This window comes from Parasegetibacter sp. NRK P23, from assembly GCF_023721715.1.
GTDB lineage: Bacteria > Bacteroidota > Bacteroidia > Chitinophagales > Chitinophagaceae > Parasegetibacter.
This window is the reverse complement of record NZ_JAMDLG010000001.1, coordinates 1,544,739-1,568,141: the sequence shown is the minus strand read 5'-3', so window position 1 is coordinate 1,568,141 and position 23,403 is coordinate 1,544,739. Positions and strand designations below refer to the sequence as shown.

General features: G+C 49.3%; 19 protein-coding genes. 12 read left to right on the top strand and 7 right to left on the bottom strand.

Annotated features, from left to right (window positions below):
- Positions 1-76 precede the first annotated feature (76 nt).
- The 4 genes from M4J38_RS06330 to M4J38_RS06315 all read left to right on the top strand — a co-directional run bounded on the left by M4J38_RS06330 (position 77) and on the right by M4J38_RS06315 (position 3,857).
- Positions 77-997: a phosphoribosylaminoimidazolesuccinocarboxamide synthase gene (locus M4J38_RS06330; RefSeq protein WP_251758697.1), complete on the top strand. Its 921-nt coding sequence runs from the start codon at positions 77-79 to the stop codon at positions 995-997.
- Positions 998-1,675: 678 nt separating this feature from the next.
- Positions 1,676-2,347 carry a uracil-DNA glycosylase gene (ung, locus tag M4J38_RS06325; protein WP_251758696.1) on the top strand — a complete coding sequence of 224 codons (672 nt, stop codon included), beginning with the start codon at positions 1,676-1,678 and terminating at the stop codon, positions 2,345-2,347.
- A 65-nt stretch (positions 2,348-2,412) separates the two neighbouring features.
- On the top strand, positions 2,413-3,180 hold the full coding sequence (gene ubiE / locus M4J38_RS06320; RefSeq protein WP_251758695.1) for a bifunctional demethylmenaquinone methyltransferase/2-methoxy-6-polyprenyl-1,4-benzoquinol methylase UbiE: 768 nt from the start codon (positions 2,413-2,415) through the stop codon (positions 3,178-3,180).
- Entirely contained in the window at positions 3,132-3,857 is a 726-nt protein-coding gene (locus tag M4J38_RS06315) for an outer membrane beta-barrel protein (RefSeq protein ID WP_251758694.1), read from the top strand. Before ubiE ends, M4J38_RS06315 begins: the two co-directional genes overlap by 49 nt.
- Here the strand turns inward: M4J38_RS06315 and M4J38_RS06310 are convergent.
- Entirely contained in the window at positions 3,838-4,296 is a 459-nt protein-coding gene (locus tag M4J38_RS06310; RefSeq protein ID WP_251758693.1) for a type I restriction enzyme HsdR N-terminal domain-containing protein, read from the bottom strand. The two genes, M4J38_RS06315 and M4J38_RS06310, sit on opposite strands and share 20 nt — an antisense overlap.
- Before the next feature lie 56 nt (positions 4,297-4,352).
- Here M4J38_RS06310 and M4J38_RS06305 point away from each other — a divergent pair, with 56 nt between their 5' ends.
- A complete protein-coding gene (locus M4J38_RS06305) occupies positions 4,353-5,123 on the top strand; it encodes an AMP nucleosidase (RefSeq protein WP_251758692.1) in 771 nt (256 codons plus the stop codon).
- A gap of 20 nt (positions 5,124-5,143) precedes the next feature.
- Positions 5,144-6,748 (top strand): ABC transporter ATP-binding protein, encoded by a 1,605-nt coding sequence (locus M4J38_RS06300; protein ID WP_251758691.1) that lies wholly within the window; start codon positions 5,144-5,146, stop codon positions 6,746-6,748.
- Here M4J38_RS06300 and M4J38_RS06295 read toward each other — a convergent pair.
- Entirely contained in the window at positions 6,742-10,365 is a 3,624-nt protein-coding gene (locus tag M4J38_RS06295) for a TraB/GumN family protein (RefSeq protein ID WP_251758690.1), read from the bottom strand. The two genes, M4J38_RS06300 and M4J38_RS06295, sit on opposite strands and share 7 nt — an antisense overlap.
- A 298-nt stretch (positions 10,366-10,663) precedes the next feature.
- Here M4J38_RS06295 and queA point away from each other — a divergent pair, with 298 nt between their 5' ends.
- A complete protein-coding gene (gene queA / locus M4J38_RS06290) occupies positions 10,664-11,713 on the top strand; it encodes a tRNA preQ1(34) S-adenosylmethionine ribosyltransferase-isomerase QueA (RefSeq protein ID WP_251758689.1) in 1,050 nt (349 codons plus the stop codon).
- Between the two features lie 295 nt (positions 11,714-12,008).
- On the opposite strand, the gene M4J38_RS06285 is transcribed toward queA, so the two are convergent.
- From M4J38_RS06285 to M4J38_RS06270, 4 genes are all read right to left on the bottom strand, one after another.
- The gene (locus tag M4J38_RS06285) at positions 12,009-13,331 is read right to left on the bottom strand and encodes an aspartate kinase (RefSeq protein WP_251758688.1); all 1,323 of its coding nucleotides are present in this window, start codon (positions 13,329-13,331) and stop codon (positions 12,009-12,011) included.
- Positions 13,332-13,446: 115 nt separating this feature from the next.
- The gene (locus M4J38_RS06280) at positions 13,447-14,526 is read right to left on the bottom strand and encodes an Ldh family oxidoreductase (RefSeq protein WP_251758687.1); all 1,080 of its coding nucleotides are present in this window, start codon (positions 14,524-14,526) and stop codon (positions 13,447-13,449) included.
- Between the two features lie 156 nt (positions 14,527-14,682).
- A complete protein-coding gene (locus M4J38_RS06275; RefSeq protein ID WP_251758686.1) occupies positions 14,683-15,138 on the bottom strand; it encodes a single-stranded DNA-binding protein in 456 nt (151 codons plus the stop codon).
- Positions 15,139-15,178: 40 nt separating this feature from the next.
- The gene (locus M4J38_RS06270; protein ID WP_251758685.1) at positions 15,179-15,646 is read right to left on the bottom strand and encodes a transposase; all 468 of its coding nucleotides are present in this window, start codon (positions 15,644-15,646) and stop codon (positions 15,179-15,181) included.
- A gap of 171 nt (positions 15,647-15,817) precedes the next feature.
- Between M4J38_RS06270 and mnmA the strand changes: the two genes are divergently transcribed.
- The 3 genes from mnmA (at position 15,818) to M4J38_RS06255 (ending at position 19,448) form a co-directional block, all read left to right on the top strand.
- Positions 15,818-16,927 carry a tRNA 2-thiouridine(34) synthase MnmA gene (gene mnmA, locus M4J38_RS06265; RefSeq protein WP_251758684.1) on the top strand — a complete coding sequence of 370 codons (1,110 nt, stop codon included), beginning with the start codon at positions 15,818-15,820 and terminating at the stop codon, positions 16,925-16,927.
- A gap of 54 nt (positions 16,928-16,981) precedes the next feature.
- Entirely contained in the window at positions 16,982-17,737 is a 756-nt protein-coding gene (locus M4J38_RS06260) for a hypothetical protein (protein WP_251758683.1), read from the top strand.
- A 289-nt stretch (positions 17,738-18,026) separates the two neighbouring features.
- The gene (locus M4J38_RS06255) at positions 18,027-19,448 is read left to right on the top strand and encodes a S8 family peptidase (RefSeq protein WP_251758682.1); all 1,422 of its coding nucleotides are present in this window, start codon (positions 18,027-18,029) and stop codon (positions 19,446-19,448) included.
- On the opposite strand, the gene M4J38_RS06250 is transcribed toward M4J38_RS06255, so the two are convergent.
- Positions 19,438-20,631: an RsmB/NOP family class I SAM-dependent RNA methyltransferase gene (locus tag M4J38_RS06250; protein ID WP_251758681.1), complete on the bottom strand. Its 1,194-nt coding sequence runs from the start codon at positions 20,629-20,631 to the stop codon at positions 19,438-19,440. The genes M4J38_RS06255 and M4J38_RS06250 overlap by 11 nt on opposite strands.
- Before the next feature lie 66 nt (positions 20,632-20,697).
- Between M4J38_RS06250 and M4J38_RS06245 the strand changes: the two genes are divergently transcribed.
- Together M4J38_RS06245 and M4J38_RS06240 are read left to right on the top strand one after the other, a co-directional pair.
- Positions 20,698-21,396 (top strand): exonuclease domain-containing protein, encoded by a 699-nt coding sequence (locus M4J38_RS06245; protein ID WP_374662116.1) that lies wholly within the window; start codon positions 20,698-20,700, stop codon positions 21,394-21,396.
- Positions 21,393-23,300, top strand: coding sequence for a DUF294 nucleotidyltransferase-like domain-containing protein (locus M4J38_RS06240; protein WP_251758679.1), 1,908 nt, complete (start codon positions 21,393-21,395; stop codon positions 23,298-23,300). Before M4J38_RS06245 ends, M4J38_RS06240 begins: the two co-directional genes overlap by 4 nt.
- Positions 23,301-23,403 lie beyond the last annotated feature (103 nt).

The window sequence follows — 23,403 nt, the reverse complement described above, 5'->3', positions numbered from 1 at the left end:
TTCCCCAAACTAATTGATTACATGAAGGTTAGAGGTATTTTTTGGGGTATTTGGGTAGGAGATATAACTTCGCGCCATGAGTAATTTTTCCTTCCCCCGCCAAACAGCCTTCTACAAGGGTAAAGTACGTGATGTATATACGATTGGTGATGATCTGCTGGTGATGATCGCTTCGAACCGGATTTCGGCTTTTGATGTGATCCTTCCCAGGCCCATTCCTTATAAAGGACAGGTTTTAAACCAGATTGCTGCATACATGCTGAAAGCAACGGAAGATATTTGTCCCAACTGGCTGGAAGCATCTCCCGCACCCAATGTTTCCATTGGGAAGAAGTGTATGCCGTTTCGGGTAGAGATGGTGGTGAGAGGAAACCTCACAGGGCACGCCTGGCGCACCTACAATTCCGGTTTACGTGAATTGTGTGGTGTTCCGATGCCGGAAGGCATGAAGGAGAACGATTACTTCCCCACGCCCATCATTACACCTTCCACCAAAGCGGAAGTGGGACACGATGAAGATATTTCCAGAGAAGCGATCATCGAGCGCGGCATCGTTTCCGAAGCAGATTATGTTCAACTTGAAAAGTATACACTGGCCCTTTTTCAACGTGGCAAGGAAATCGCCGCCAAACGCGGACTGATCCTCGTGGATACCAAATATGAATTCGGTAAAATCGGCGATACCATTTATTTAATGGATGAAATCCACACACCCGATTCTTCCCGCTACTTCTATGCCGATGGTTATGAAGAGAGGCAACAAAAAGGTGAAAAGCAAAAACAACTGAGCAAAGAGTTCGTAAGGGAATGGCTCATCGCCAACAACTTCATGGGCAAGGAAGGACAATCCGTTCCTGAAATGAGTGACGAATGGATCCAAACGATTTCGCAACGCTACATTGAGTTGTACGAGCAGGTGATCGGCGAAAAATTTGTGCCGGAGGAGTTGAGTGAGGAAGAGACTTTCAGGCGCGTGGTGGGGTATCTGGGAAAGTAAGGTTTCACGCAATTGCTTCGTACCTCGCAACGCGAAGTAGCAAGGACGCAAGGAGCGGTTGAGGTGCTTGTTGCTGTTGAATGTTTTCTCGCCACGGCGCAACGACGCTACGTGGCTGCTTTATGGGGAGTGGTTGGTTTTTTGCTGGTTGGAATGGAAGATGTATTTGTCGCGCTGCTTCAGGCTGGTGACTTTTAGCCTAGAAAACGGACGCGCCACGTGTTCAAGGTGCCTCACCCCCAACCCCTCTCCCGTGGGAGAGGGGCAAGAAATCAGCGATTAGTTTTCATCATAATAAGAATTTGTAATGGTTATTACGGTAGCCGTGTATTTGAAAGTGGATAGAATACCTTTTGATAGCACGGATTTCACAGCCGTTTTTGTACATGAATAAATAAAAACTTCTAATATACACGTCACTTAAGGAAGGTGATAAACAAGCCCCTCTCCCTGGGGAGAGGGGTTGGGGGTGAGGCGATACCAACAAAATAATGCTCCAACGTTGCGCCTTTGCGCCGTGGCGAGAAATAAAAAAACTTACTCCAGCAACCGCCCTAAACACAAACAACGTCTTGCGTCCTTGCTCCTGCGAGGTACGAAGCAGTGCGCTGCGAACTGCAAAGCAGTAAGCAGTGCGTGAAAAATAATCCTTAGATTGCACCTAAAACCACCGCCAGCATGGAAGTACACATCGGCCCCTCCTGGAAAGAACAACTCAAAAACGAATTCTCCAAAACCTACTTCCAGCAAGTCACCACTTTCATCAAAATGGAAGTAATGGCCGGCAAAACCATCTACCCTCCGGGCAAATTCATCTTCCACGCATTCGATAAAACCAGCTTCGACAACGTAAAGGTCGTGATCCTCGGACAAGACCCCTATCACGGTCCCGGACAAGCGCACGGACTCAGTTTTTCCGTTCCCCCCGGCATCAAACCACCACCGTCGCTGGTGAACATCTTTAAGGAACTACATGCTGATATCGGAATGCCCATCCCTTCCCATGGCACACTCGAAAAATGGGCAGAGCAAGGCGTGCTGCTCCTCAACGCGGTACTAACGGTACGGGCAAACGAACCGGCCAGCCACTCCAAATCGGGCTGGATGGAATTTACGGATGCCGTGATCAAAACTATTTCAGAAAAGAAAAAACACGTCGTATTTATGTTGTGGGGACGTTTCGCGCATGAAAAACAGGTACTGATCGATGAAACCAAACACCTGCTCCTGAAAGCGGCCCACCCCTCTCCTTTTTCCGCCGACAAAGGCTTCTTCGGCTGCAAACATTTTTCCAAAGCCAACGCCTACCTCGCCGCGAACGGATTGGAACCGATTGATTGGTTTTTGTAGAAATTCAACCTCCAAAATTAAACATCACTCTTCCCCGTTCCCATAATATCCTACCTTTGCGCCCTATGCAAAACAAGCTTCCCCACGATGAGATAGTGCCGTTTAAAGACTCGGAAAGCACCAAAAAGAAGCAGGTAGCCGAAATGTTCAACCAGATCGCGTTCCGCTACGATTTCCTTAACCGCTTCCTTTCCATGGGCATCGATAAAGGCTGGCGCAGAAAAGCCATCCGGCTGCTCAAACCCCTTCAGCCCAAAAGGGTACTGGATGTGGCAACAGGTACAGGCGATGTAGCCATCCTGACCTGGAAAATGTTAAAACCAACCGAAATTATCGGGATTGATATCTCTGAAGGCATGCTGGATTTCGGCAGAAAGAAGCTGAAAACCAAAGGATTGGAAAAATACATCCGGCTGGAAAGCGGCGACAGCGAAACAATAAACCACCCCGACAACTCGTTTGATGCGGTAACGGTAGCGTTTGGTGTAAGGAACTTCGAAGACCTCGAAAAAGGACTCCGCGAAATGAACAGGGTGCTGCGCCCCGGTGGCCAGCTGATCGTCCTGGAATTTTCCAAACCCAAAACAGGTGGCTTCCGGAACCTGTATAATTTTTACATGGGACTGGTGGCGCCACAGTTTGGCAAGCTTTTTTCTAAAAGCAGGGAAGCCTATCAATACCTGAACGATTCCGTGAAAGCATTCCCCGAAGGCCCGGATTTTATAACTATTTTAAACAAAACCGGTTATTGCGACACCGCAATGAAACCGCTGAGCTTAGGAATATGTACAATTTACAGTGGAAAAAAGCCTTCTACGCCTGTTTCTTCCTGATCGCTTCTTTTGCGGGTCATAGCCAGCAAAAAGAACTTTACCTTCCGGATCACGATCTTAAAAAATATTATTTCGGTATCACCCTCGGTTACAACAGCAGCCGCTTTCACCTGAACCAACATCCCCGGTTCCTCCAGTACGATTCGGTTATGGTGGCGGAACCGCTGAACAACGGCGGCTTCGGGCTTGGCCTTTCGGCCACCGCGCGCCTCACGAAAAGGTTTGAAGCCCGCTTTAACCCACAACTCATTTTTGCGACCAAATCCGTTTCCTATCACCTCAAATATCCGGACGAAATCAAAGAGGAAGAACCCATTACCACCAAACCCGTGGAATCGGTGATCGTTTCTTTCCCCGCGCAACTGAAGTTCAACTCCGACCGTATTGGTAACTTCCGCGTGTACATGTTGGGTGGGTTAAAAATGGACTATGATCTAGCCTCGAATGCCCGTGCCCGCCAGGCCGAAGACCTGGTGAAGATCAAAAAAATGGACTATGGTATTGAAGCGGGCATCGGTTTCAATTTCTATTTCCAGAGTTTTATCTTCTCCCCGGAAATCAAGATATCCAACGGGCTGGGAAATATTCATGCACGGGATGAAAGCCTGAAGTTCTCGAATGTGATCGACAGGATGAGCTCCCGCATGATCATGTTCTCTATTCACCTAGAAGGCTAGTGCCGGGGAAAACCGGGAATACCTCCAATTCCGTCAGTTTACCGTTTTTTCTTTCAAAACCACGGGTATAGTACCCGTTCGTTACAATCATATAAGTAACGGGGACCGCCATATTATAACGGATCACCTGTTCCAACACCAGGGCATTCAGTTCCACATCTGTTGATTTACATTCCACCATCATCCAGGGCTGGTGCTTGCGGTCGTACACGAGGATATCGAAACGTTTCTTCGTGTCGAAGAGCTTCATTTCCTTTTCCACTGCGATCAATGAAGCAGGATACAACAAGGTTGCTGAAAAGAAATGCAGGAAATGCTGGCGCACCCACTCTTCGGGTGTTAACCGGACCCATATCTTCCTGAATTCATCGAAGATCCATTCTTTTTCCCCTTCTTTTTTTAACCTGAAGGAATGGTCGGGAAATGTAACACGGAGCATGCAACGAAGGTAATTGAAACATTTAAAGTAAATTGGGTGATCTTAAACACACGCGGATGAAAACGAAAGAAGAGATCATCAACAACTGGCTGCCGCGCTATACGGGCGAGAAACTGGAAAACTTCGGCCAGTACATCCTGCTCACGAATTTCAGCAACTACGTGAAGTTGTTCGCCGCCTGGAACAAGGTGGAAGTGGTGGGGCTTGAAAGGCCGATGCAATGCGCCACGGCCGAAGGCATCACCATCATCAATTTCGGGATGGGCAGTCCCGGCGCGGCCACCATCATGGACCTGCTCAGCGCTATCGCCCCTAAAGCCGTGCTGTTCCTGGGCAAATGCGGCGGGTTGAAGAAAAGGAATAAACTTGGTGACCTGATCCTGCCGATCGCGGCGATACGCGGAGAAGGTACTTCAAACGACTATTTCCCCCCGGAAGTACCGGCCATGCCGGCCTTCGCTTTGCAGAAAGCTATTTCCACCACGATCCGCGATTATGGCGTAGACTACTGGACGGGAACCTGCTATACCACGAACCGCCGCGTATGGGAACACGATGAAGAATTTAAAGAATACCTGCAACGCATCCGCGCTTACGCGATCGATATGGAGACCGCCACCATCTTTACCGTAGGCTTTTACAATAAAATACCTACCGGCGCGCTCCTGTTGGTGAGCGATCAGCCCATGATACCGGAAGGCGTAAAAACGGAGGAAAGCGACAAGCAAATCACCGGTAAATTCGTGGAAAATCACCTTAAAATTGGGATCGATTCCCTGAAACAACTCATCAACGACGGACTAACGGTAAGGCACCTCCGGTTTTAAAACTGAAACAAATACAGCTTTTGAGTACCATTCTTTCCATCAAAGACCTTTCCATCAGCTTTCGCGGAGCAGAAAATACTTTCCGGGCCGTTCAACACCTGAGTTGCTCCATCCGCAAAGGAGAATGGGTGGCACTGGTAGGCGAATCCGGCTCCGGCAAATCGGTGACCGCACTCTCCATCCTGCAATTGCTGGACAGGAATACAACGGCCTATGAAGGCGAGATTGTATTGCACACCAAAAACAATACGGCTATTTCCATCACGAATGCCGGAGAACAGGATATGGCCGCATTACGGGGCAAAGAAGCGGCCATGATCTTCCAGGAACCGATGACCTCGCTCAATCCGCTACTCACTTGCGGCGAACAGATCATGGAAGCAATGGTGCGTCACCAGGGGATTTCGCATACGCAAGCCCGGGACAAAGCCATTGCGCTTTGCCGGAAAGTGGAATTGCCTGACCCCGAAAAGATCATCCACAAATACCCGCACGAAATAAGCGGTGGGCAGAAGCAAAGGGTGATGATCGCCCTGGCCGTGAGTTGCGGCCCATCATTACTGATCTGCGATGAACCCACCACCGCGCTCGATTACGATGTGCAACGCTCCATCGTGGCCCTGCTCCGGCAATTGCAGCAGGAACAACAACTCGCGATCCTTTTTATTACACACGATCTTGGTTTGGTAGAGAACACCGCCGACCGCATCCTTGTCATGTATAAGGGCGAACTGGTGGAAAACAATACTACCAGTAACATTTTCACGCAAGCTGAACATCCCTATACCCGTGCGCTGCTTGCCTGCCGCCCGGCCTTGTACGCCAAAGGCACCCCGCTTCCCAACGTACAGCAACTGATGACGATCGGAGCACATCACCATGAATCTCCTCCTATTACACCCATTGCACCACGAGAAAAAAACGTATTGATATCCGTTAAAAACATGTCCGTGCTGCACTACCGGACTGCCATAAACGGGAAGAAAACCGCTTTCAGAGCGGTTGACAATATCTCCTTTGATATTTTTAAAGGAGAAACATTGGGATTAACGGGCCCTTCAGGATGTGGGAAAACCACCACGGGAAGAGCGCTTTTACACCTGGTGGCGCCTGAAAAAGAAACGGAAATACAATTTGAAGGAGAAGACATCACCCAACTGAATTCGGCCCAATGGAAAAAACTGAGGCGTAAAATGCAGTTGATCTTCCAGGATCCATATTCTTCCCTTAACCCGTCCAAAACAGTGGGGGCCTTGCTGGAAGAACCTATGCTGATACACGGTATTTTCCCGGACCGTAACGCAAGGAAAAAACGGGTGCTTGAACTGCTCGACCACGTGCAATTACCGGGTTCTTCCATCACGAAGTATCCGCACGAGTTCTCCGGAGGACAGCGGCAACGCATTTCCATTGCCCGGGCGCTTTCCATGGAACCGGCATTCATCGTATGCGATGAATCCGTCTCCGCTTTGGATGTAAGCGTTCAGGCCCAGGTGCTCAATCTCCTGAATGAGCTAAAAGCCCGGTTCAACCTCACCTTATTGTTTATTTCCCATGACCGTGAAGTGGTACGCTATTTCTGCGACCGGATCCTACGGATGGAAAAAGGTCAATTGATTCAATAACGGTCATATTCATTAAAGAAACCTGCCGAACTCTGCCTGTTCTCATAAATGAGCCGGATCAGTTGGTCCTGGAACTGCTCGTCCAGCGGCGTACCGGAGTTTATCGCCTTTTTAGTGAGCCGTACAAGATCACCTTTCACATCCACCAGTTTTTCATTGGCGGGCTGAATGCCTGAAAGCCCCAGTTGCCATTCATCGTCCGGCAATATCTTGTAGCGGAAGAAATACACCCATCCCGCTCTGCCTTTTATCGCCACCCAGGAACGGCCCTTCATTTCTACGGCGTGGAATTGTTCGTACCCTTCCGATTCCAGCAATAAACTCCTTGAAATATCCACCTGCTTTTTAAATGCCGTGGGAAACTTTGAGGCCATGCCCTGTTTCTCCAGCGCACGCAACCAGGCAGCAGAAGTGACCACACGGGAAGCGAGGTAATGGTACATGGTATCAGGTAGTGGAATCTTCTGTTCCAGCATCAGTGTCGCGATGGTCAGTTTGGTCCGTTCATCGCGCACTTCAAGCAGCCTTTTAAAATAGAGTTGCACATTGTTGTGCTGGGCGTAAAACGGCGCCAGCAAGCGTGCGTAGGTGTACACGGGCAAGTCTTTGCGGTCCTCATCTCCCTCTTCTACCATATCTCCGTCCTCTTCTTCGCGGTCCATTTTTTTCTCATCACCCACCTGCATCTTTTTCAGTTCCATCCGCGCATCTACATAAATCTGGGGGAAGTACCGCTTATAAATGGCGGCATCCAGCAGGCTACTGTCACACAATTCGATGAGCAGCCCCTGTATGTATGGTTTATAATCTTCCACCGCGGAAAGGTCCATCATATCGGGGAACAGGGTGGCTGAAAGCTGAAGTGAATCGTACAGTTTGCCGAAGAACTGGTCGTACTCGTAAATATTTTCGTACACCGGCGGACTTTCCTTGAGCAGTTTGCCCAGTAATTCGTAAGAAGTCTTGGTACGGTTGGCGGCGAGGGCTTCCAGCACGGCATTCTGCATCGCGGTGGTATCACCGGATGCGATAAATATGTTTGAAAGCGCGTCTACCAATTTATTCGTAACCGTACTGTCTCTTATATATCCAAGTTCTTTGATAAAATTGGTTTTCCTGGAGAGATAATCTTTATCACCTACGCGTAAACGCCTGATATTCCCCGTGAGGCTATCCACATCTTCCGGCCCGAAATACACGTAGGGAATCGCTTCCGTGGCACGCTTCCTGGTAGCGGAATCAGCGCTGTGGTAATCGGCGAAAAACACCGAAGACTTCCGCTCCGTCACCAACTTTTCTCCCGGTACTTTTAACGGGACGAACGAAGTATAAAATGTGGTGGCGAATGGAGATACCGCCGCGCTGTCGGAAGCATACAACACTCTGTACAGGCGGTTCTGCTGCAGCATGGCCATCAGCCAGATCTGCTTGCGGGTATTCGTATCGCGTAAGATCAGTTCGTAGCCGGAAGCGCCATCGGGGCGGGAGACCATCTTCTTGGAATGTACTATCAGGTCCTCCCTGATTTCTTCTTCGCGCAGTTCTTTCTTCCAGAAAGTAGCGGTATCCTTTACAAAGTAGTAACGGGGAAATTCCGTGAGCGAAACGTACACCGCTTCCCCTGTTTCTTTGTCGTCAAAATGCGCGTACTTGCTTTTCTCCTGGTATTGAAAATAATCCGGGATACTGTTGAGGTATTCATCGGACGTCGCTTTATGCAACAGGGAGCGTAAGTCAGGATCAAGGTCAGGCCTTTGCGGTATTTTCGCCTGGAAGCCAAACAGGGTATCACGGTAATCGTGGAAGGTGTTATAGCGGTAAGGCGTAACGGAAAATGACGAAAAGAACGGCTCGTGGGCAGCTTCCTTTTGCCTGCTTCTCGCCAGCAAAACATAGAGATCGTTGCCGGTGGTAACAAAACGCGCACGAAGGTACCCGTCATCTTTCATCTTATAGAGTGCGTTGATACAGGGAACACCATGGTGGCTGCCTTGTTTCCTGGATAAGGTCTTCTCAATCAGCTCTCCCCTTTTAAAACTTTCTTCCACCAGGCCTATGTAAAAACTGTCTTCTTCAATAAAACTCAATTGCTGAATGGTTTGTTTCCACAGCGCATAAGCATTTCCGGTAGCCGGATCGGTGGCGGTAATTTCTATTCGGCCATCCGCCGCGGTATTGTTCACGGTGGTGGAAAATGCGGGCATGGAAACAGTATACCCTCCACGAGGCGGAGCAATGGTCTTCCATCCCCCAGTGATTTTTCCGGGAAGTTGCGCGGAAGCCAGGAAGCGCTTTGCTTCGTCACCGGAAGCGTAATCGCCTGAACCGCTCACCTTGAATATCCAGACATCAAAAGGCGTGATGAATAGCTTGTATTGCTGCACATCACCCCGGCGCGTTCTGTTCACAATCATTTTACCACGATAGCCGTTTTCAGTGAACGGTTCGGAAGAGATGATCTTTCCGGGAATGCTTTCATACAACATGCTATCCAACTTCTTCATCACCACTTCTTCGGAAAACCCGGTTAAACAAGCGTGTGTTCCCAGGCGCGTGGCGGAGTAATAAGCGCCGTTCTGCATATCGGCATATTGCCAGCCCATGTACGTGCTGTTCTCGTCCTCTTTCTTATACATTTTCCCCCAGGGAGTTTCAGCGGAAAACAAACCCTGTTCCTCCCGAAACACCTCGAATTTAACCGGAACATGCAACTGATCTATTTCGTCCTTCTGACGGGCGTCACGGTCCTGCATCAATACAGGTCTCAACTGATAGCCTTTTTTCCGGAGCAGCTCAATCACTCCCCTTTCTCCCGGAAGGTGCGCGGCGCCAACGCCAACGAACAGACTTTGTTTTTTAAGAATAGTATCAATGGAATTGGCCTGAATTTCATTTCGGAGGAACATGAACTTCTCCATGAAAGCATCGGAGCGCTGCATTTTCTTTTCGAGCGAATCCAGTTCGTCCAGGTCTCCCTTACGGTAGGCTTCCTGCGCTTTCTTTTCAAGATCATAGGTAGGTTCATCCTCATTTACGGTTTTTTTCTTTTTCTCCTTCGCCATATCCAGGTAGGCTTCCGTGATCAATCTTTCCGTTTCAAAGAAATCTTCCACGCCCGTGGAGCGCTTGCCCATCTTCCGGGCCGTTTGAAAGATATAAAGGTCCAGGTAAGTATCTTCCTCGAAATCCGAACGCTGTTTGTACGTGCGGTACAGGAGGCTGTTCAACACCAGCGGCTCCTCGCCCAGCGCTTTTTTAAGGTCTTCCTCAAAGCGTTTCAGCTGGAACGACTTTTCCATGATGTAAAAACCGGATGCCTGGGCGGAAAAGCTGCGCAACTTCTTTTGCTTGTCCTGTGACACAAAAAGTTCATCCTGCCATTTTAAAGGATCAAGTTCCAGGGCCACCATATCCACGGAGCGGATACTGTTGTAGAAGGAATCGCTGAGGTGGAAGGCCATTTTACTGCTCACATGCATAGTTCCGAACAGGTAAGAAGGTGATTTCAGTCCGTTCCCGGATATTTCCCAAAGCAAACTGGGGTATTTCTTTTGTGATTGCGCGTTTGCAGTAATTGCTGTAAGGACCCACAATACCAGGGCCAGTAATTTTTTCATCCTCATTTCATTTTTTAGGGAAGGGCCGTTGCACAGGATAAACATTAAAAGGTGAAAATGAGTTCCTTACAAGAAAAGCGCCTCAACGCTAAGATAATCATTGCGGGCAAAATCCATAGGGTAAGGCAGAATTTTGCCGGATTAGAAAAATATATTATTTTTGCGGGCTTTGATTCATGCCGTAACATGAACAATCCTGGTTCCGTAAGATCAGGTAGTATTGCAGATATCCTACACTTCCTCTGCGCCCGGTTTGTTGCATGCGGCTGAATAATTTACAATAAACCGTGTTTCATATATGAAGTTATCTCAGTTCAAATTTGATCTTCCCTTAAACCTTATCGCACAAAATCCTGCCAAAAGACGTGAAGACAGCCGTTTGATGGTGGTGCACCGCAAAACCGGCCAGATCGAGAACAAGAATTTCAAAGACATCCTGGATTATTTCGACGACAAAGATTGCATGGTCGTTAACAATACCAAAGTTTTCCCGGCGCGTATGTATGGCCGTAAAGAGAAGACCGGCGCAAAGATCGAGGTTTTCCTGCTGCGCGAACTCAATAAGCCCAACCGCTTATGGGATGTGATCGTGGATCCCGCCCGTAAAATCCGCGTAGGCAACAAACTGTATTTCGGTGACAACGATGAACTGGTGGCAGAAGTGATTGACAATACCACTTCCCGCGGCCGTACCATCCGTTTCCTGTGGGACGGTACCGATGATGAATTCCGCCAGATGCTGGAGTTCCTCGGCGAAACCCCGCTTCCCAAATACATTAAACGCAAGCCGGACGAGGACGATAAAGAACGTTACCAAACGGTTTACGCCAAACATGAAGGTGCCGTTGCCGCTCCTACCGCTGGCCTGCACTTCTCCAAAGAACTGATCAAGCGCCTTGAAATCAAAGGGGTTCGTTTTGCAGAAATCACCCTTCATACCGGACTGGGTACTTTCAGGCCCATTGAAGTGGAGGACCTCAGCAAACATAAAATGGACGCGGAGTATTACAAAATTGATGAAGAAGCCTGCAAGCTCGTGAACAAAGCACGGGAAACCGGCCACCGCATCTGCTCCGTAGGTACTACCACCATGCGTGCCATCGAATCTTCTTTTACCGCGCAGAAACTGCTGAAGCCTTCTGAAGGATGGACGAACACATTCATTCATCCGCCTTATGAGTTTTCTATTGCGGATTCGCTGATTACGAATTTTCATCTGCCTAAGACCAGTCTGCTGATTATGACCTGTGCTTTTGCGGGGTATGATCTGGCGATGGAGGCGTATAAGAAGGCGATTAAGGATAAGTACAGGTTCTTTAGTTACGGGGATGCGATGGTGGTGCTTTAGTTTTTTTCACGCTACTGCTTCGTTCCTCGCAGAAGCAAGGCGTTGTTTGTGTTTGCAGTTTTTCAGTGGGGAATTTAATTTCTCGCAACGGCGCCACGACGCAAAGAGCTGTTGAATGAGCAGAGGTTAAGGGTTTGCAATTTTTATTTGCGTTTTTTTAGCGCTATTTTGTATTAAAGCTTTGAACTTAATAGCAAGAAAAAGAGAAATCATAAAAACGCTATTCGCGTTGCATAAAATGGAAGAGGCTATATCGTATGAACGATATAGCCTCTTTTTATTGTATTCTTCTCAGTTACTCCAATCCGAAAACACCTTTGTTGAGCAGTTGAAGTGTTTCGGTTTTATAATCGGAAGGTACGAGGATAGAAACATTGTGCTTGCTTCCGCCATAGCTTACCATTCGCACGGGTATCGGAGAGAGGGCTTCGAAAAGCCTTTGGAGCATATCTGTGGTTTTCACGATTTCGTTGCCCACTACCGAAACGATGGTGTGGTTCGCGTCCACTTCGATGGTGCCGAATGGTTCGAGTTCTTTCACGATCTCCTTGAGATAAGTATTGCTGTCGATCGTAAGGGAGACCGCCACTTCGGAAGTGGTGATCATATCGATCGGGGTACGGTATTTTTCGAATACCTCGAATATTTTGCGGAGGAACCCATAGGCGAGCAACATTCGGCTGCTCTTGATTTTGATGGCGATGATGCCATCCTTCGCGGCCACGGCTTTCACGCCAACCGATCCGGCTTCCGCCATGATGGTGGTACCTTTGGCTTCGGGCTGCATGGTATTGAGGAGCTTCACGGGCACATTGTACATCTGTGCGGGCCAGATGGAGGCCGGATGCAGGATTTTAGCGCCGAAATAAGCCAGCTCCGCAGCTTCATCAAAACTGAGTTGTTCGATGGGCACAGTCTTTTTTACCACGCGCGGGTCATTGTTGTGCATGCCGTCGATATCGGTCCATATTTCGCATACACTTGCTTTGATGGCCGCCGCGATCAGCGAAGCGCTGTAGTCGCTTCCGCCGCGTTTCAGGTTGTCCACTTCTCCCCTTGCGTTGCGGCAGATATATCCCTGGGTGATGAACAGTTTTTTGCCTTTGTGTTCTTCGATCAGCGCTTTGAGTTTTTCGCTGATCACGGGGACCTGAGGTTCATCGTACGCATCGATGCGCATGAATTCCAATGCGGGTAGCAGGGCATGGTCAATACCTGCTTCTTCGAGGTAAGCACTGAACATTTTGGTGCTCATCAGTTCGCCCTGGGCGAGGATGTCTTTATTGAGTGCCTCGTTGAATGATATTTTCAGGATGATGTTCAGGAACTCGAAATGCTCATCAATGATGGCTTTTGCTTTGTTGTATGTTGCTTCCTGTTTCAGAAGGTCCTTCAGGAACTGCTGGTAGTGGGCGTATAATTCGTCGATCTTCTGTTTGGCGGTTTCTTTATCGTTTTTGCTCATCGCATCCCCGATGGCCACCAGGGTGTTCGTGGTTCCGCTCAGCGCGCTCAGGATCACGATGGTTGGTTCTTCATCACGTGTGATGAGCCTTCCCACCTCGTGCATTCTTTCGGGTTTACCTACAGAGGTACCCCCAAATTTCATAACTTTCATACAATTGATTTAGACCAGATGGGTGCCTGGAGCAATCGCGGAGCACAATTTGATTGCTCCTGTTCAACAGACAATCAACGGTTGGTTTTGTGATGTTTTGTTTCGGCGCACGAAGTTAAAGCTTGCAGCCGAATTTTTGCGCCAGCGCACTCAAATCTTCTACCACAGGCTGGAGCAGCGGTATTCCTTCTGCTCTTCGGATGGCCTCATAAGCCCTTTCCGGATCACCGGGTATCAGTACTTTCTCTTCACCGGGAACTGTTTTCGCGTTCCTGAACCTGTTGATCCACTGCTCCATATCTTTGAAGAATTCTTCTTTGGGCCTGAAAGCATCCACCCGCATAGCGCCAAAGAAATGCCCAATGCCTTTACCCGGCATATTTTCAGGCATAGGAACATAGGCAGGGAATGGCGGAACCCACGGACCATAGTTTGCTCCGCTGAGTACCGCGGAGAATATGTCCACTATCGAGCCAAGTGCATACCCCTTGTGGCTTCCCTGTTCCCTGGTGCCTCCTAATGGCAGCAATGCACCGCCTGTTTTAAGCGCATGCGCATCCGAGGTGGAATTGCCCTCTTTGTCCTGTATCCAGCCGGCCGGCGCGGGCTGCTGTTTGCGCTGCAGGATTTCCAGCTTGCCGTTTGCGGCGGTTGTAGTGGCCATGTCCGCCACAAAAGCAGGCTCCTTTCCACCAGGAATCGCTACACATATAGGATTTGTGCCAAGCAGTCTTTCGGTAGAAAAAGTTGGCGCCACCAAAGGACTGGCATTGGTCATGCTCATGCCGATCATATCTTTTTCCAGCGCCATCATGGCGTGATAACCCGCAATACCATAATGATTGGAGTTGCGTACGCTCACCCAACCCGTTCCCGCATTTGCGGCCTTATCAATGGCTACCTTCATGGCGAATGGCGCCACCACAAGGCCCAGTCCACTGTCTCCGTCCACAACAGCGGTGGAAGGCGTTTCATGTACCACCCTGATATCGGGTGTAGCGTTGATGCGGCCCGCTTCCCAAAGGCGCACATAACCGCTTAACCTGGCCACTCCATGTGAATCAACACCCCGCAGGTCAGCGCTCAGCAACACTTCCGCTGCCAGGGTTGCATCTGGTTCGGAGCAGCCGATCGCCAGAAAAATATCTTTCGTGAATGCACTCAGTTGACCGTAAGAAAATGTGCTTGTTTCCATTGGTGTTGGTTTATCTCCTTTTTTCAGAACATCCTAATACCTGGGAAGGCTGCACCTGAACTGATACAACCTTCCTTCATTACCCTGCCCCGATATGGTAATTAAGGAATTACCATATTGGTGACCTGGAGATTCATTGAATTATTCCTTATGTGGTTAGAACGGAAGATCATCGGCTCCGCCATCGTTACCAGCCGGAGCTGAAGGAGCGCTGTAAGTGTTACCGCTGTTGCCGCCGGTTTGTCCGCCCGCATAACCACCACTGTATCCACCGCCATCTGGCGCACCACCTTCACTGCGGCCTCCCAGCAACTGTACGGACAATACCCTGAGCGAAAGGCTCGCGCCGTTTCTGCCGTCATTGGTGGTGTACGTCCTGATATCCGGCGCGCCGTCCACATATACCTGCGTGCCTTTTTTCAGGTAAGGAGAGATTCCTGTACGATCCGTCCAATATGCACATTCCACCCAGATCGTTTTATCTTTCAGATTACCCTGTGCATCTTTGATCTTTTCGGTGTGCGCCACGCTGAAATTGATCACCGTTCTTCCATTTACATTGTTCACCAGGCAATCTTTTCCCAGATTGCCAATAACCTGCATTTTAATCATAGTTCTGAGTTGAAAAATATGAGCCGGCAATTTAGCCAAATTATTTAATTCCGTTTTCCGTTCCCGGCACCGGCGGACCATTCTCCGGCAAATCCTGGAACGCCTCGTTGAAATCGTCACAACCTTCCCTGTCCCACGAGCGTATCTTCTTTACCACCTCCACCAATTCCGCCCGGCCAATGCTGTTCGCCGCATATCCTGGCATCCAGTAAAAACGCCCGCGGGGCTGCAATACGCCATTGATCATCTGGAGCGTATTTTCCCTGATCCTGCCCGCCAGTTCCTGGAGCGGGGTGTCCGGGCTCAGCTTAAGGATCACATGGAGTTGGTCTGACATGCAATACACCAGGTGCACCTGGTGCTTCAACTGTTTCAGCAACACAACGATCTGACGATTGATCCTGCCCCGCCAGGAAGGATCGATCCTGTGCCGTTCGTTTCCCGCAAAAAAGGCACAATGAATAAACACATGCTGCACATTCACTTTCTTTTCATTTTGTTTCAGCAAAAATATTTGGCCTTCAGCTGCCGGAAAACCGTGTTTTATGCAGCATATCCGGAGAAAAACACCGAAAAACTGCCGGTCAAAACACCTGACAGCTTTTAGCCCGCGGCTTTGTACCTTTGCAGCGCACACCAATTGAGGTAGCTGTAAAAATTGACTTTGAATCAATAAAATATGAGCAGAAAAGGAAAAGTACTGGTGGCAATGAGCGGCGGAATTGATAGCACCGTCACCGCTTTAATGCTGCACCAACAAGGTTATGAAGTAGTGGGCATCACCATGAAAACATGGGATTACGCCACCAGCGGAGGAAGCACCGGCAAAAAAGAGACCGGCTGCTGCAACCTCGATTCTTTCAACGACGCACGTATGGCCGCCGTAGAACACGGTTTCTCCCATTTTATCCTGGACATCAGGGATGAATTCGGCGATTTTGTCGTGGAAAATTTCGTGGAAGAATACCTAGCCGGTAGAACACCCAACCCCTGCGTGATGTGTAATACCCATATCAAATGGCGCGCGCTCCTGAAAAGAGCCGATGCGCTGGATTGCGAATTCATCGCCACCGGGCATTACGCCAGCATCCACCAGCACGACAACGGAAGGTATTTCATCAGCAAAGGAAAGGACGATACAAAAGACCAAAGTTATGTGTTGTGGGGGCTGCAACAGGACCTGCTGAGCAGAACACTGCTCCCGCTGGGTGGCTACCACAAATCAGAGATCAGGCAGATGGCCATGGACATGGGCTACCCTGAACTCGCCAAAAAAGCGGAAAGCTATGAAATCTGCTTTGTGCCCGACAACGACTACCGCGGCTTCCTGAAAAGAAAAGTGGACGGGCTCGAAGAAAGGGTCGCCGGCGGCAATTTTGTGGACAAAACCGGTAAGGTACTGGGACAACATAAAGGATACCCGTTCTATACCATTGGTCAACGGAAAGGATTGGACATTACCCTGGGAAGGCCCGTTTATGTGACGGATATCTTCCCCGAAACCAATACGGTGGTGCTTGGCGACGAACCTGATCTGGACCGGAACGACATGTTCGTGGGCAAAGTGAACATGATCAAATACGACACCATTACAGATGGTATGGAAGCCATCACAAAGATCCGGTACAAAGACCGTGGCGCCGTAGCCGAACTGTCGAACAAAGACGGCGGCGTGAATGTAAGGTTCAACGCGCCCGTTAAAGGAATAGCCCCGGGACAAAGCGCCGTCTTCTATGAAGGTGATCATGTGATTGGCGGGGGCATCATCCAGCGCGCAATTATTTCGTAAAGGCAATAAGCGCCGCTGAATACCGTTTCATCACCTGGTGAACCTCAAAGAACCATGAAGCATTTTTTCAGGATTTTTTTCTCCGGACTGGCCATCTCGCTGCTGGCTATTGGATGCAGTAAAGAAACAGAAACGTTGGAAACCGCATCCCTGGCTGATTACTGGCCCATGGTGCCGGGTAAATATATCATTTACCAACTGGATTCCACCATCACCCAGAACTTCGGAACCGCTTTCAAGACCGTATCCTATCAGGCACGCGACCTGGTTGATGCTGAAATCACAGACGGCATGAACCGGCCTTCTTACCGGGTGGTCCGTTCTATCAGGAACCTTGATGGCACCGGGGCCTGGAAGCCCATTGCCACCTATTCCATCACGCACAATGGCAAAACAGGCGAGAGCAACGAAGACAACCTTCGTTTCATTAAGCTGCAACTTCCTATCCGGGAGAACTTCAGTTGGAAAGGCAACAGCTATATAGATACCTACTCTCCTTCCTCTCCATTCAAATACCTCGATGGCTGGGATTATATTTATGAGATGGTAGGCATGCCTTTTGAAACACCGATGAAAACAGTGGACAGCACGATCACCATTCACCAGCGTGATGAAGAGATCGGCTCCGAATCGGATAAGCTGAATTATTTTGAAAAGAATTATTCCGTTGAAGTATATGGTAAAGGCATCGGACTGATCTATAAGGAATTCCTCCATAAAGAGTACCAGGCCGGAAATACACCTCCCGCTTCAGGTAAATATATGGACGGAACTTATGGTATCCGGCTCAGGATGATAGACCATAACTGATCAAAAAAAGTCATCACTGAATAAAGCGATCATCATAGCATTTACAGCATTTCTGCTGGGCTGCGCCTTTATATGCAAGGCGCAAACGGGCTATCATTATGTTCGCTTCACGACTAAAAAAGGAACCCCGTTTCAACTGAGCAAGCCGGAGGCATTCCTTTCCCCTCGGGCCATTTCCCGTAAAAAGTTTCATAAGATCACACTGGACAGCACCGATCTCCCTGTAAACCCGGCGTTCCTTGATAGTATCCGGAAAGCAGGCGCCGTTGTACTGAACAGTTCGAGGTGGATGAACCAGGCGCTCATTCAAACCTCGGACCCGGCTGTATTGCAACGGATACGAGCACTTCCTTTTGTTGCCGGAGATGGCCGGATGTCGCCAAGAATGGACGCTCCCGTTCCGGAGAAACGCGTGGATAAGTTTGTTGCGGAAAATGAAGAGGCGCTGTCCATTCAGCCCAGAACCACCAATACACCATTAAACTACGGCAACAGCTACCCGCAGATACATCTACATGAAGGTGATTTCCTGCATGGCAAGGGGCTTCGTGGCGAAAACATGCTGATCGCCGTGCTGGATGCGGGTTTCCAGGGCTATAAAACCAATCCTATGTTCGATAGCCTGCGCCTGCAGAACAGGGTATTGATGGAGTGGGATTTTATCAATAATGAAGCTTCTGTAAACGAGGACCATCCCCATGGCATGCAGTGCCTTTCCACACTGGCCGCCAACCGGCCCGGCGTTATGGTGGGTTCCGCTCCTTACGCGCAATACCTGTTGTTCCGCACGGAAAACGCAGCCAGGGAATACCCTTATGAAGAACAGGCCTGGCTGGTAGCCGCGGAAAAAGCGGACAGCGCCGGAGCCGATATGATCTCTTCCTCACTGGGCTACCTGGATTTTGACGACCCCGCATTCAACTATAGTTACCAGCAACGCGATGGCAATACCAGCCTGATTACCCGCGCAGCGGATATGGCCGCGGCTAAAGGCATACTGGTCATGAACAGTGCCGGCAATAACGGTAACCTTACCAACGAGAACAAGTTCGTTTCCTGTCCAGGTGATGCCGACAGTGTTTTCACGGTTGGCGCAGTAAATGTTTCTGGACAGATTGCCGGTTTCTCCAGTTGGGGTCCGGCTTATGGTGGAAAAACCAAACCCAATGCCGTATCTGTTGGGCAGGGTACGGTGGTGGCCAACAACGCCGGCAACGCGGCTTCAGGCAACGGTACTTCTTTTGCGAATCCGAATCTGGCGGGCATGGTGGCTTGTCTGTGGCAGGCCTTTCCGGATTGCAGTAACATGGAAATCATCCGCGCAGTGGAGCAAAGCAGTGATCGATACAATGCGCCACATGAAAGATATGGTTACGGGCTTCCGAATTTCAAAAAAGCACATGATATACTTGCCAGGCAGAAAGAACAAAAAAATTACCAGCAAATCCTCGGAAAGAATAACATAAAGGCCTACCCCGTTCCTTTTGATGATGAACTGAGGGTTGCTTTCAAGGCGGAGGCCGATGGGGCCTTGCAATTAAGATTGGTGGACCTGAGTGGTAAGCCAATTGATCACAAACAAATGGTGGTGCATAAGGAACAATACTACACGGTGGAATTCCGCGGACTGCTCAAACTCCCTGCCGGTGTATACTACCTTCAAACCAGCGACGGCACACAAAAAAACATGATCCCCGTTATCAGGCGGTAAAGAATGCGGCATAGAGCGTATCAGCCTTTTGCGCATACCCTTCCAGGTAAGCGGCCTTCACCAGTTTCAATCCTTTTTCCTGTTGCAGAAACGTAACCCTGTCCTCATTTTCCTCCCTGAAAACTGAACAGGTAATGTACAACAATGTTCCACCATTCTTCAAATAGGGCAATACCCTGGAAACGATCTTTTCCTGGAGTGTGGTGTATTTACCTAGATCAGCTTCCTTAAAAGCGGCGAGCTGTTCCGGCGTTCTGGCCCAGGTTCCTGATCCGCTGCACGGTACATCGGCAATAATCAGGTCGAAACTTTGTTTCTCAAGGGGAATAAAGGTTGAAGGATTGGCCAGATCGGCCACCAGGGCCTTGTATCCTCCGATACCCGCTTCTTTCATCCGCGACCGCAGGTTGTGCAAAACAGATTCCCTGACATCAGACACGGTAAGTTCCATCTTCCCCACCACATCTTTCACGAGAATGGATTTCCCACCACTCGCTGCGCAGCAATCCCATACTTTCAGCCCTTTTTCAGGCAGCAATGTTTTCATTTCTTCCATCAGTTCCCCCACCATTTGTGAACTGGCATCCTGTATCACGGCTTCCCGGTTCAGTTCCAGCACCTGGTCGAGCGGAGCTGTGGCGCCAACCGCGATGGTGGCCGGGGCGATCAGCCGGAAAGCAATACCGGCATTTTCAAGTTTCAGCAGAACGGTCTTTTTATGTCCGGGCCTGATCCGGAGGTACACATCGGGCTGTACCAGGTGCGCTTTGAAGAATTGATGGCTATCTGAAATGGCCCCGAGTTTCTCCAGGAGCGGAAAAATACCCTCTACCTGGAAAGCGGGGTATGTTTGTTGGAGCAGCGCTATTCGTTCAGTTAATGTAGCGGCGGGATGGCTTTCCCACCAGGCGAACCATTGCGGCCTGAAGGTTTGCAGCAATTCATCGCGGTGCGTAACGGTCAGGAAATACCCGGCAAGTATCCTGTCCTCCACCGGCTCCTCTTTCAAAGCGCCGCCCAACCGGAGATAACCATAACACAACTGTGAGATCATGCGCCTGTCGCGGGAACCGTATTTTTTATCCTGCTTAAAGAATTGCCGGATAAAATGGTGGAAGGGAAGGTCGCCCCGGTAAGCACCGAGCACCTGCGCAGCTGTATTTAGATAGGAATGCCACTTCATCGGCTGCAAGATACAGTATATAAAATTGTATATTTGACGACTTAACTGTTACCATCATCAGCCTTCGTGAGACCATTCCTTCTTTTTATTGATACGGAAACTTCCGGCTTGCCAAAAAAATGGGACCTCCCCTATTCGGTGGAAGGCAACTGGCCGCACGCGGTGCAATTCTCCTGGACCGTTTACACTGTGGAGGGCCGTTTGATCAAGCAGGAAAATCATTATATCGGCGACCCGGATTTTACCGTTACTCCCGAATCGATCCAGGTGCATGGCATCACACGCGAATTTCTGGACAGGAACGGTGAACCCCGACGCAAAGTTATGGAATTGCTTACCGCGGACCTGATCGCCTTCGCCCCTGTAGTGATCGGCCATTTCATTGAGCTGGACCTTCACCTGGCAGGCGCGGAATACTATAGATCTGGTATGGAGAACATCATTCAGCAATACCCCAGTTACTGCACCATGCAGGCCACCCGGCACCTGGTGCGGCATCCGCAGAAAAAGTTCTTCCGCCTCGGCGATCTCTATGAAAGACTGTTCCAGCGCGAACTCGGTAACCAGCACAATGCCTATACCGATGTGAACGCCACGGCCCAGTGTTTTTTTGAACTGCTGCGCAGAAAAGAAATATCCATTCATACCATTGGGCAACAAAAAGAAGAAATCATTCAGGCAAGAAAAATTTCCAGAAAAGCGGGATGGGGCATTTTTGCCCTTATGATTACCCTGCTTTCCGCTTTAATCGCCTTTTGCTTATGAACCAATACACCAGCTTCCTTCAAACTGTTCCTCCTTTCAACCTGTTACCGGCAGAGAAACTGGAAGCGATTTCCAATGCCGTTCAGGAAATTGAATACAACAAAGATACCCTGATCTATAAGCAGGAAGTAACCGCGATGAAAGGCGTGGACATCATCGCCGAAGGGGCGTACGAATCCTTTTTTTACGATTCCCAGCAGAACAAACGGCTCGTGGAGCTGCACGATAAGGGTTATTGCTATGGTGGTGTTTCCGTGCTGTTGAACCGCAGACAATCCTTGCGAACGGTAATCGCGCTGAAGGGCACCAAAGTGTATTTTCTGCCACGCAAAGAGTTCAAACAACTCTGCCAGGAATATGAATCCTTCAACAACTACTTTACCGCAGAATTCGGTAAAAGAATGATGAATGAAGAATTCGCCCATTTCTTTAAACGGACACCGGTGTTCGACGAAAATTTCACCGCATCCGCGGAAATATATTCACGCAGAATAGAAAGTATTGAAACACGCGACATCGTTTCCTGTCCCGCGGCCACACCCGTTTTTGAAGCTGCAAGAACAATGGCGCTGCACAAGGTGAGTTGCATCTTCATCACCAACGAAGCAGGCGGTATTATTGGTTTCGCGACAGACATCACCCTCCGTGACCGGGTGATCGCGGAACAGGGAGATACCGCACAGCCCATTGCAAACGTAATGGACAACCCCATCGTGACTATTTCATCTGAAGCCTATGTATACGAGGCCATCCTGATGATGTTCCGCACCAAAACCCGTTACCTGGTGGTGGAACGGAATGGTGTGCCGGTGGGCTTTCTCAGCAGGAACAAACTCCTGAGCGAGCAGGCGCAATCACCACTGGTGTTTATCCAAAGCGTGAAACTCGCCCGCTCGGAAGACGAGTTGAAAAGAAAATGGGAACAGGTGCCGCAAATGGTACAGCAACTGCTGACCCGGGGCGTGAACGCAGCCATCGCCAACCAGGTGATCACGACCATCTCTGATACCATCGCACTGAAAGTAATTGAAAGTGTGATTGAAACGATGGGACCACCACCCGCGCGCTTCGTATTCATGGTGCTGGGCAGCGAAGGACGGAAAGAACAGACCCTCAAAACCGACCAGGACAACGCCATCATTTACGAAGACAAAGCCAACGAACACCGCGAAGAAGTGCGTGCTTATTTCCTTGATTTCGCTACGCAGGTGTCGGAAAAACTCAATTATATCGGGTTCGTTTTCTGCACCGGCGGGTTCATGGCGAAGAACCCTAAATGGACGCATTCGCTGTCGCACTGGAAACGGAACTACGAAAGCTGGATGCAGGAATCCGTGCCGGAGACGGTGATCAAGTTCTCCACCTTCTTCGACTGCAGGTACCTTTATGGCGACGAAACGATCATGGAGGAACTGAAAGCCTTTCTCCACCAGGAATTGCAGAAGCCACAGGAAAAGCTGTTTTTCTTCCTGGCCAAGAACGCGCTTCAATACAAGCCACCACTTACTTTCTTTAAAAATATCCGCACCTTCACCAAAGGCTCACAGGAAGTTTTCGATATCAAAAAAGCAATGACACCCATTGTGGACCTCGTGCGGGTTTACGCCCTGAAACACCATATTTTCGAAGTAAATACCGGTGAACGGTTAAAGGCCTTAAAAGAAAAAGGTGTTTTTACCGAAACGGAATACCAGGAACTGATGCAATCCTATTATCTGCTGATGGGGATGCGTTTAAAGAAACAGGCCCGTCAACTGATCCTCGATAAAACGGAGCCGGATAATTATTATCCGTTGAATGCGCTTACACGGATAGAGCAACTTTCATTGAGAGAGATATTCAGAACGATTGAGAATTTTCAGACGGGGATTAAGGTGAGGTTTACGAGTGAGTTGTTTGCTTAGGCCTCACCCCCATCCCCTCTCCCCGGGGAGAGGGGCGATTGTTCAGGGTTGGGATGAATACTAGGTAGTCGAATAATTGTGCGGCTGGTAGTTGGAATTGGGA

Coding starts and splice junctions, on each gene's coding strand:
- M4J38_RS06310 (WP_251758693.1), bottom strand. CDS start 4,296: ATGCTCCGTGTTACATTTCCCGACCATTCCTTCAGGTTAAAAAAAGAA.
- queA (WP_251758689.1), top strand. CDS start 10,664: ATGAAGTTATCTCAGTTCAAATTTGATCTTCCCTTAAACCTTATCGCA.
- M4J38_RS06275 (WP_251758686.1), bottom strand. CDS start 15,138: ATGATTAAAATGCAGGTTATTGGCAATCTGGGAAAAGATTGCCTGGTG.
- M4J38_RS06280 (WP_251758687.1), bottom strand. CDS start 14,526: ATGGAAACAAGCACATTTTCTTACGGTCAACTGAGTGCATTCACGAAA.
- M4J38_RS06240 (WP_251758679.1), top strand. CDS start 21,393: ATGAACCAATACACCAGCTTCCTTCAAACTGTTCCTCCTTTCAACCTG.
- mnmA (WP_251758684.1), top strand. CDS start 15,818: ATGAGCAGAAAAGGAAAAGTACTGGTGGCAATGAGCGGCGGAATTGAT.
- M4J38_RS06295 (WP_251758690.1), bottom strand. CDS start 10,365: ATGAAAAAATTACTGGCCCTGGTATTGTGGGTCCTTACAGCAATTACT.
- ung (WP_251758696.1), top strand. CDS start 1,676: ATGGAAGTACACATCGGCCCCTCCTGGAAAGAACAACTCAAAAACGAA.
- M4J38_RS06305 (WP_251758692.1), top strand. CDS start 4,353: ATGAAAACGAAAGAAGAGATCATCAACAACTGGCTGCCGCGCTATACG.
- M4J38_RS06250 (WP_251758681.1), bottom strand. CDS start 20,631: ATGAAGTGGCATTCCTATCTAAATACAGCTGCGCAGGTGCTCGGTGCT.
- ubiE (WP_251758695.1), top strand. CDS start 2,413: ATGCAAAACAAGCTTCCCCACGATGAGATAGTGCCGTTTAAAGACTCG.
- M4J38_RS06315 (WP_251758694.1), top strand. CDS start 3,132: ATGTACAATTTACAGTGGAAAAAAGCCTTCTACGCCTGTTTCTTCCTG.
- M4J38_RS06260 (WP_251758683.1), top strand. CDS start 16,982: ATGAAGCATTTTTTCAGGATTTTTTTCTCCGGACTGGCCATCTCGCTG.
- M4J38_RS06330 (WP_251758697.1), top strand. CDS start 77: ATGAGTAATTTTTCCTTCCCCCGCCAAACAGCCTTCTACAAGGGTAAA.
- M4J38_RS06285 (WP_251758688.1), bottom strand. CDS start 13,331: ATGAAAGTTATGAAATTTGGGGGTACCTCTGTAGGTAAACCCGAAAGA.
- M4J38_RS06255 (WP_251758682.1), top strand. CDS start 18,027: ATGAACCAGGCGCTCATTCAAACCTCGGACCCGGCTGTATTGCAACGG.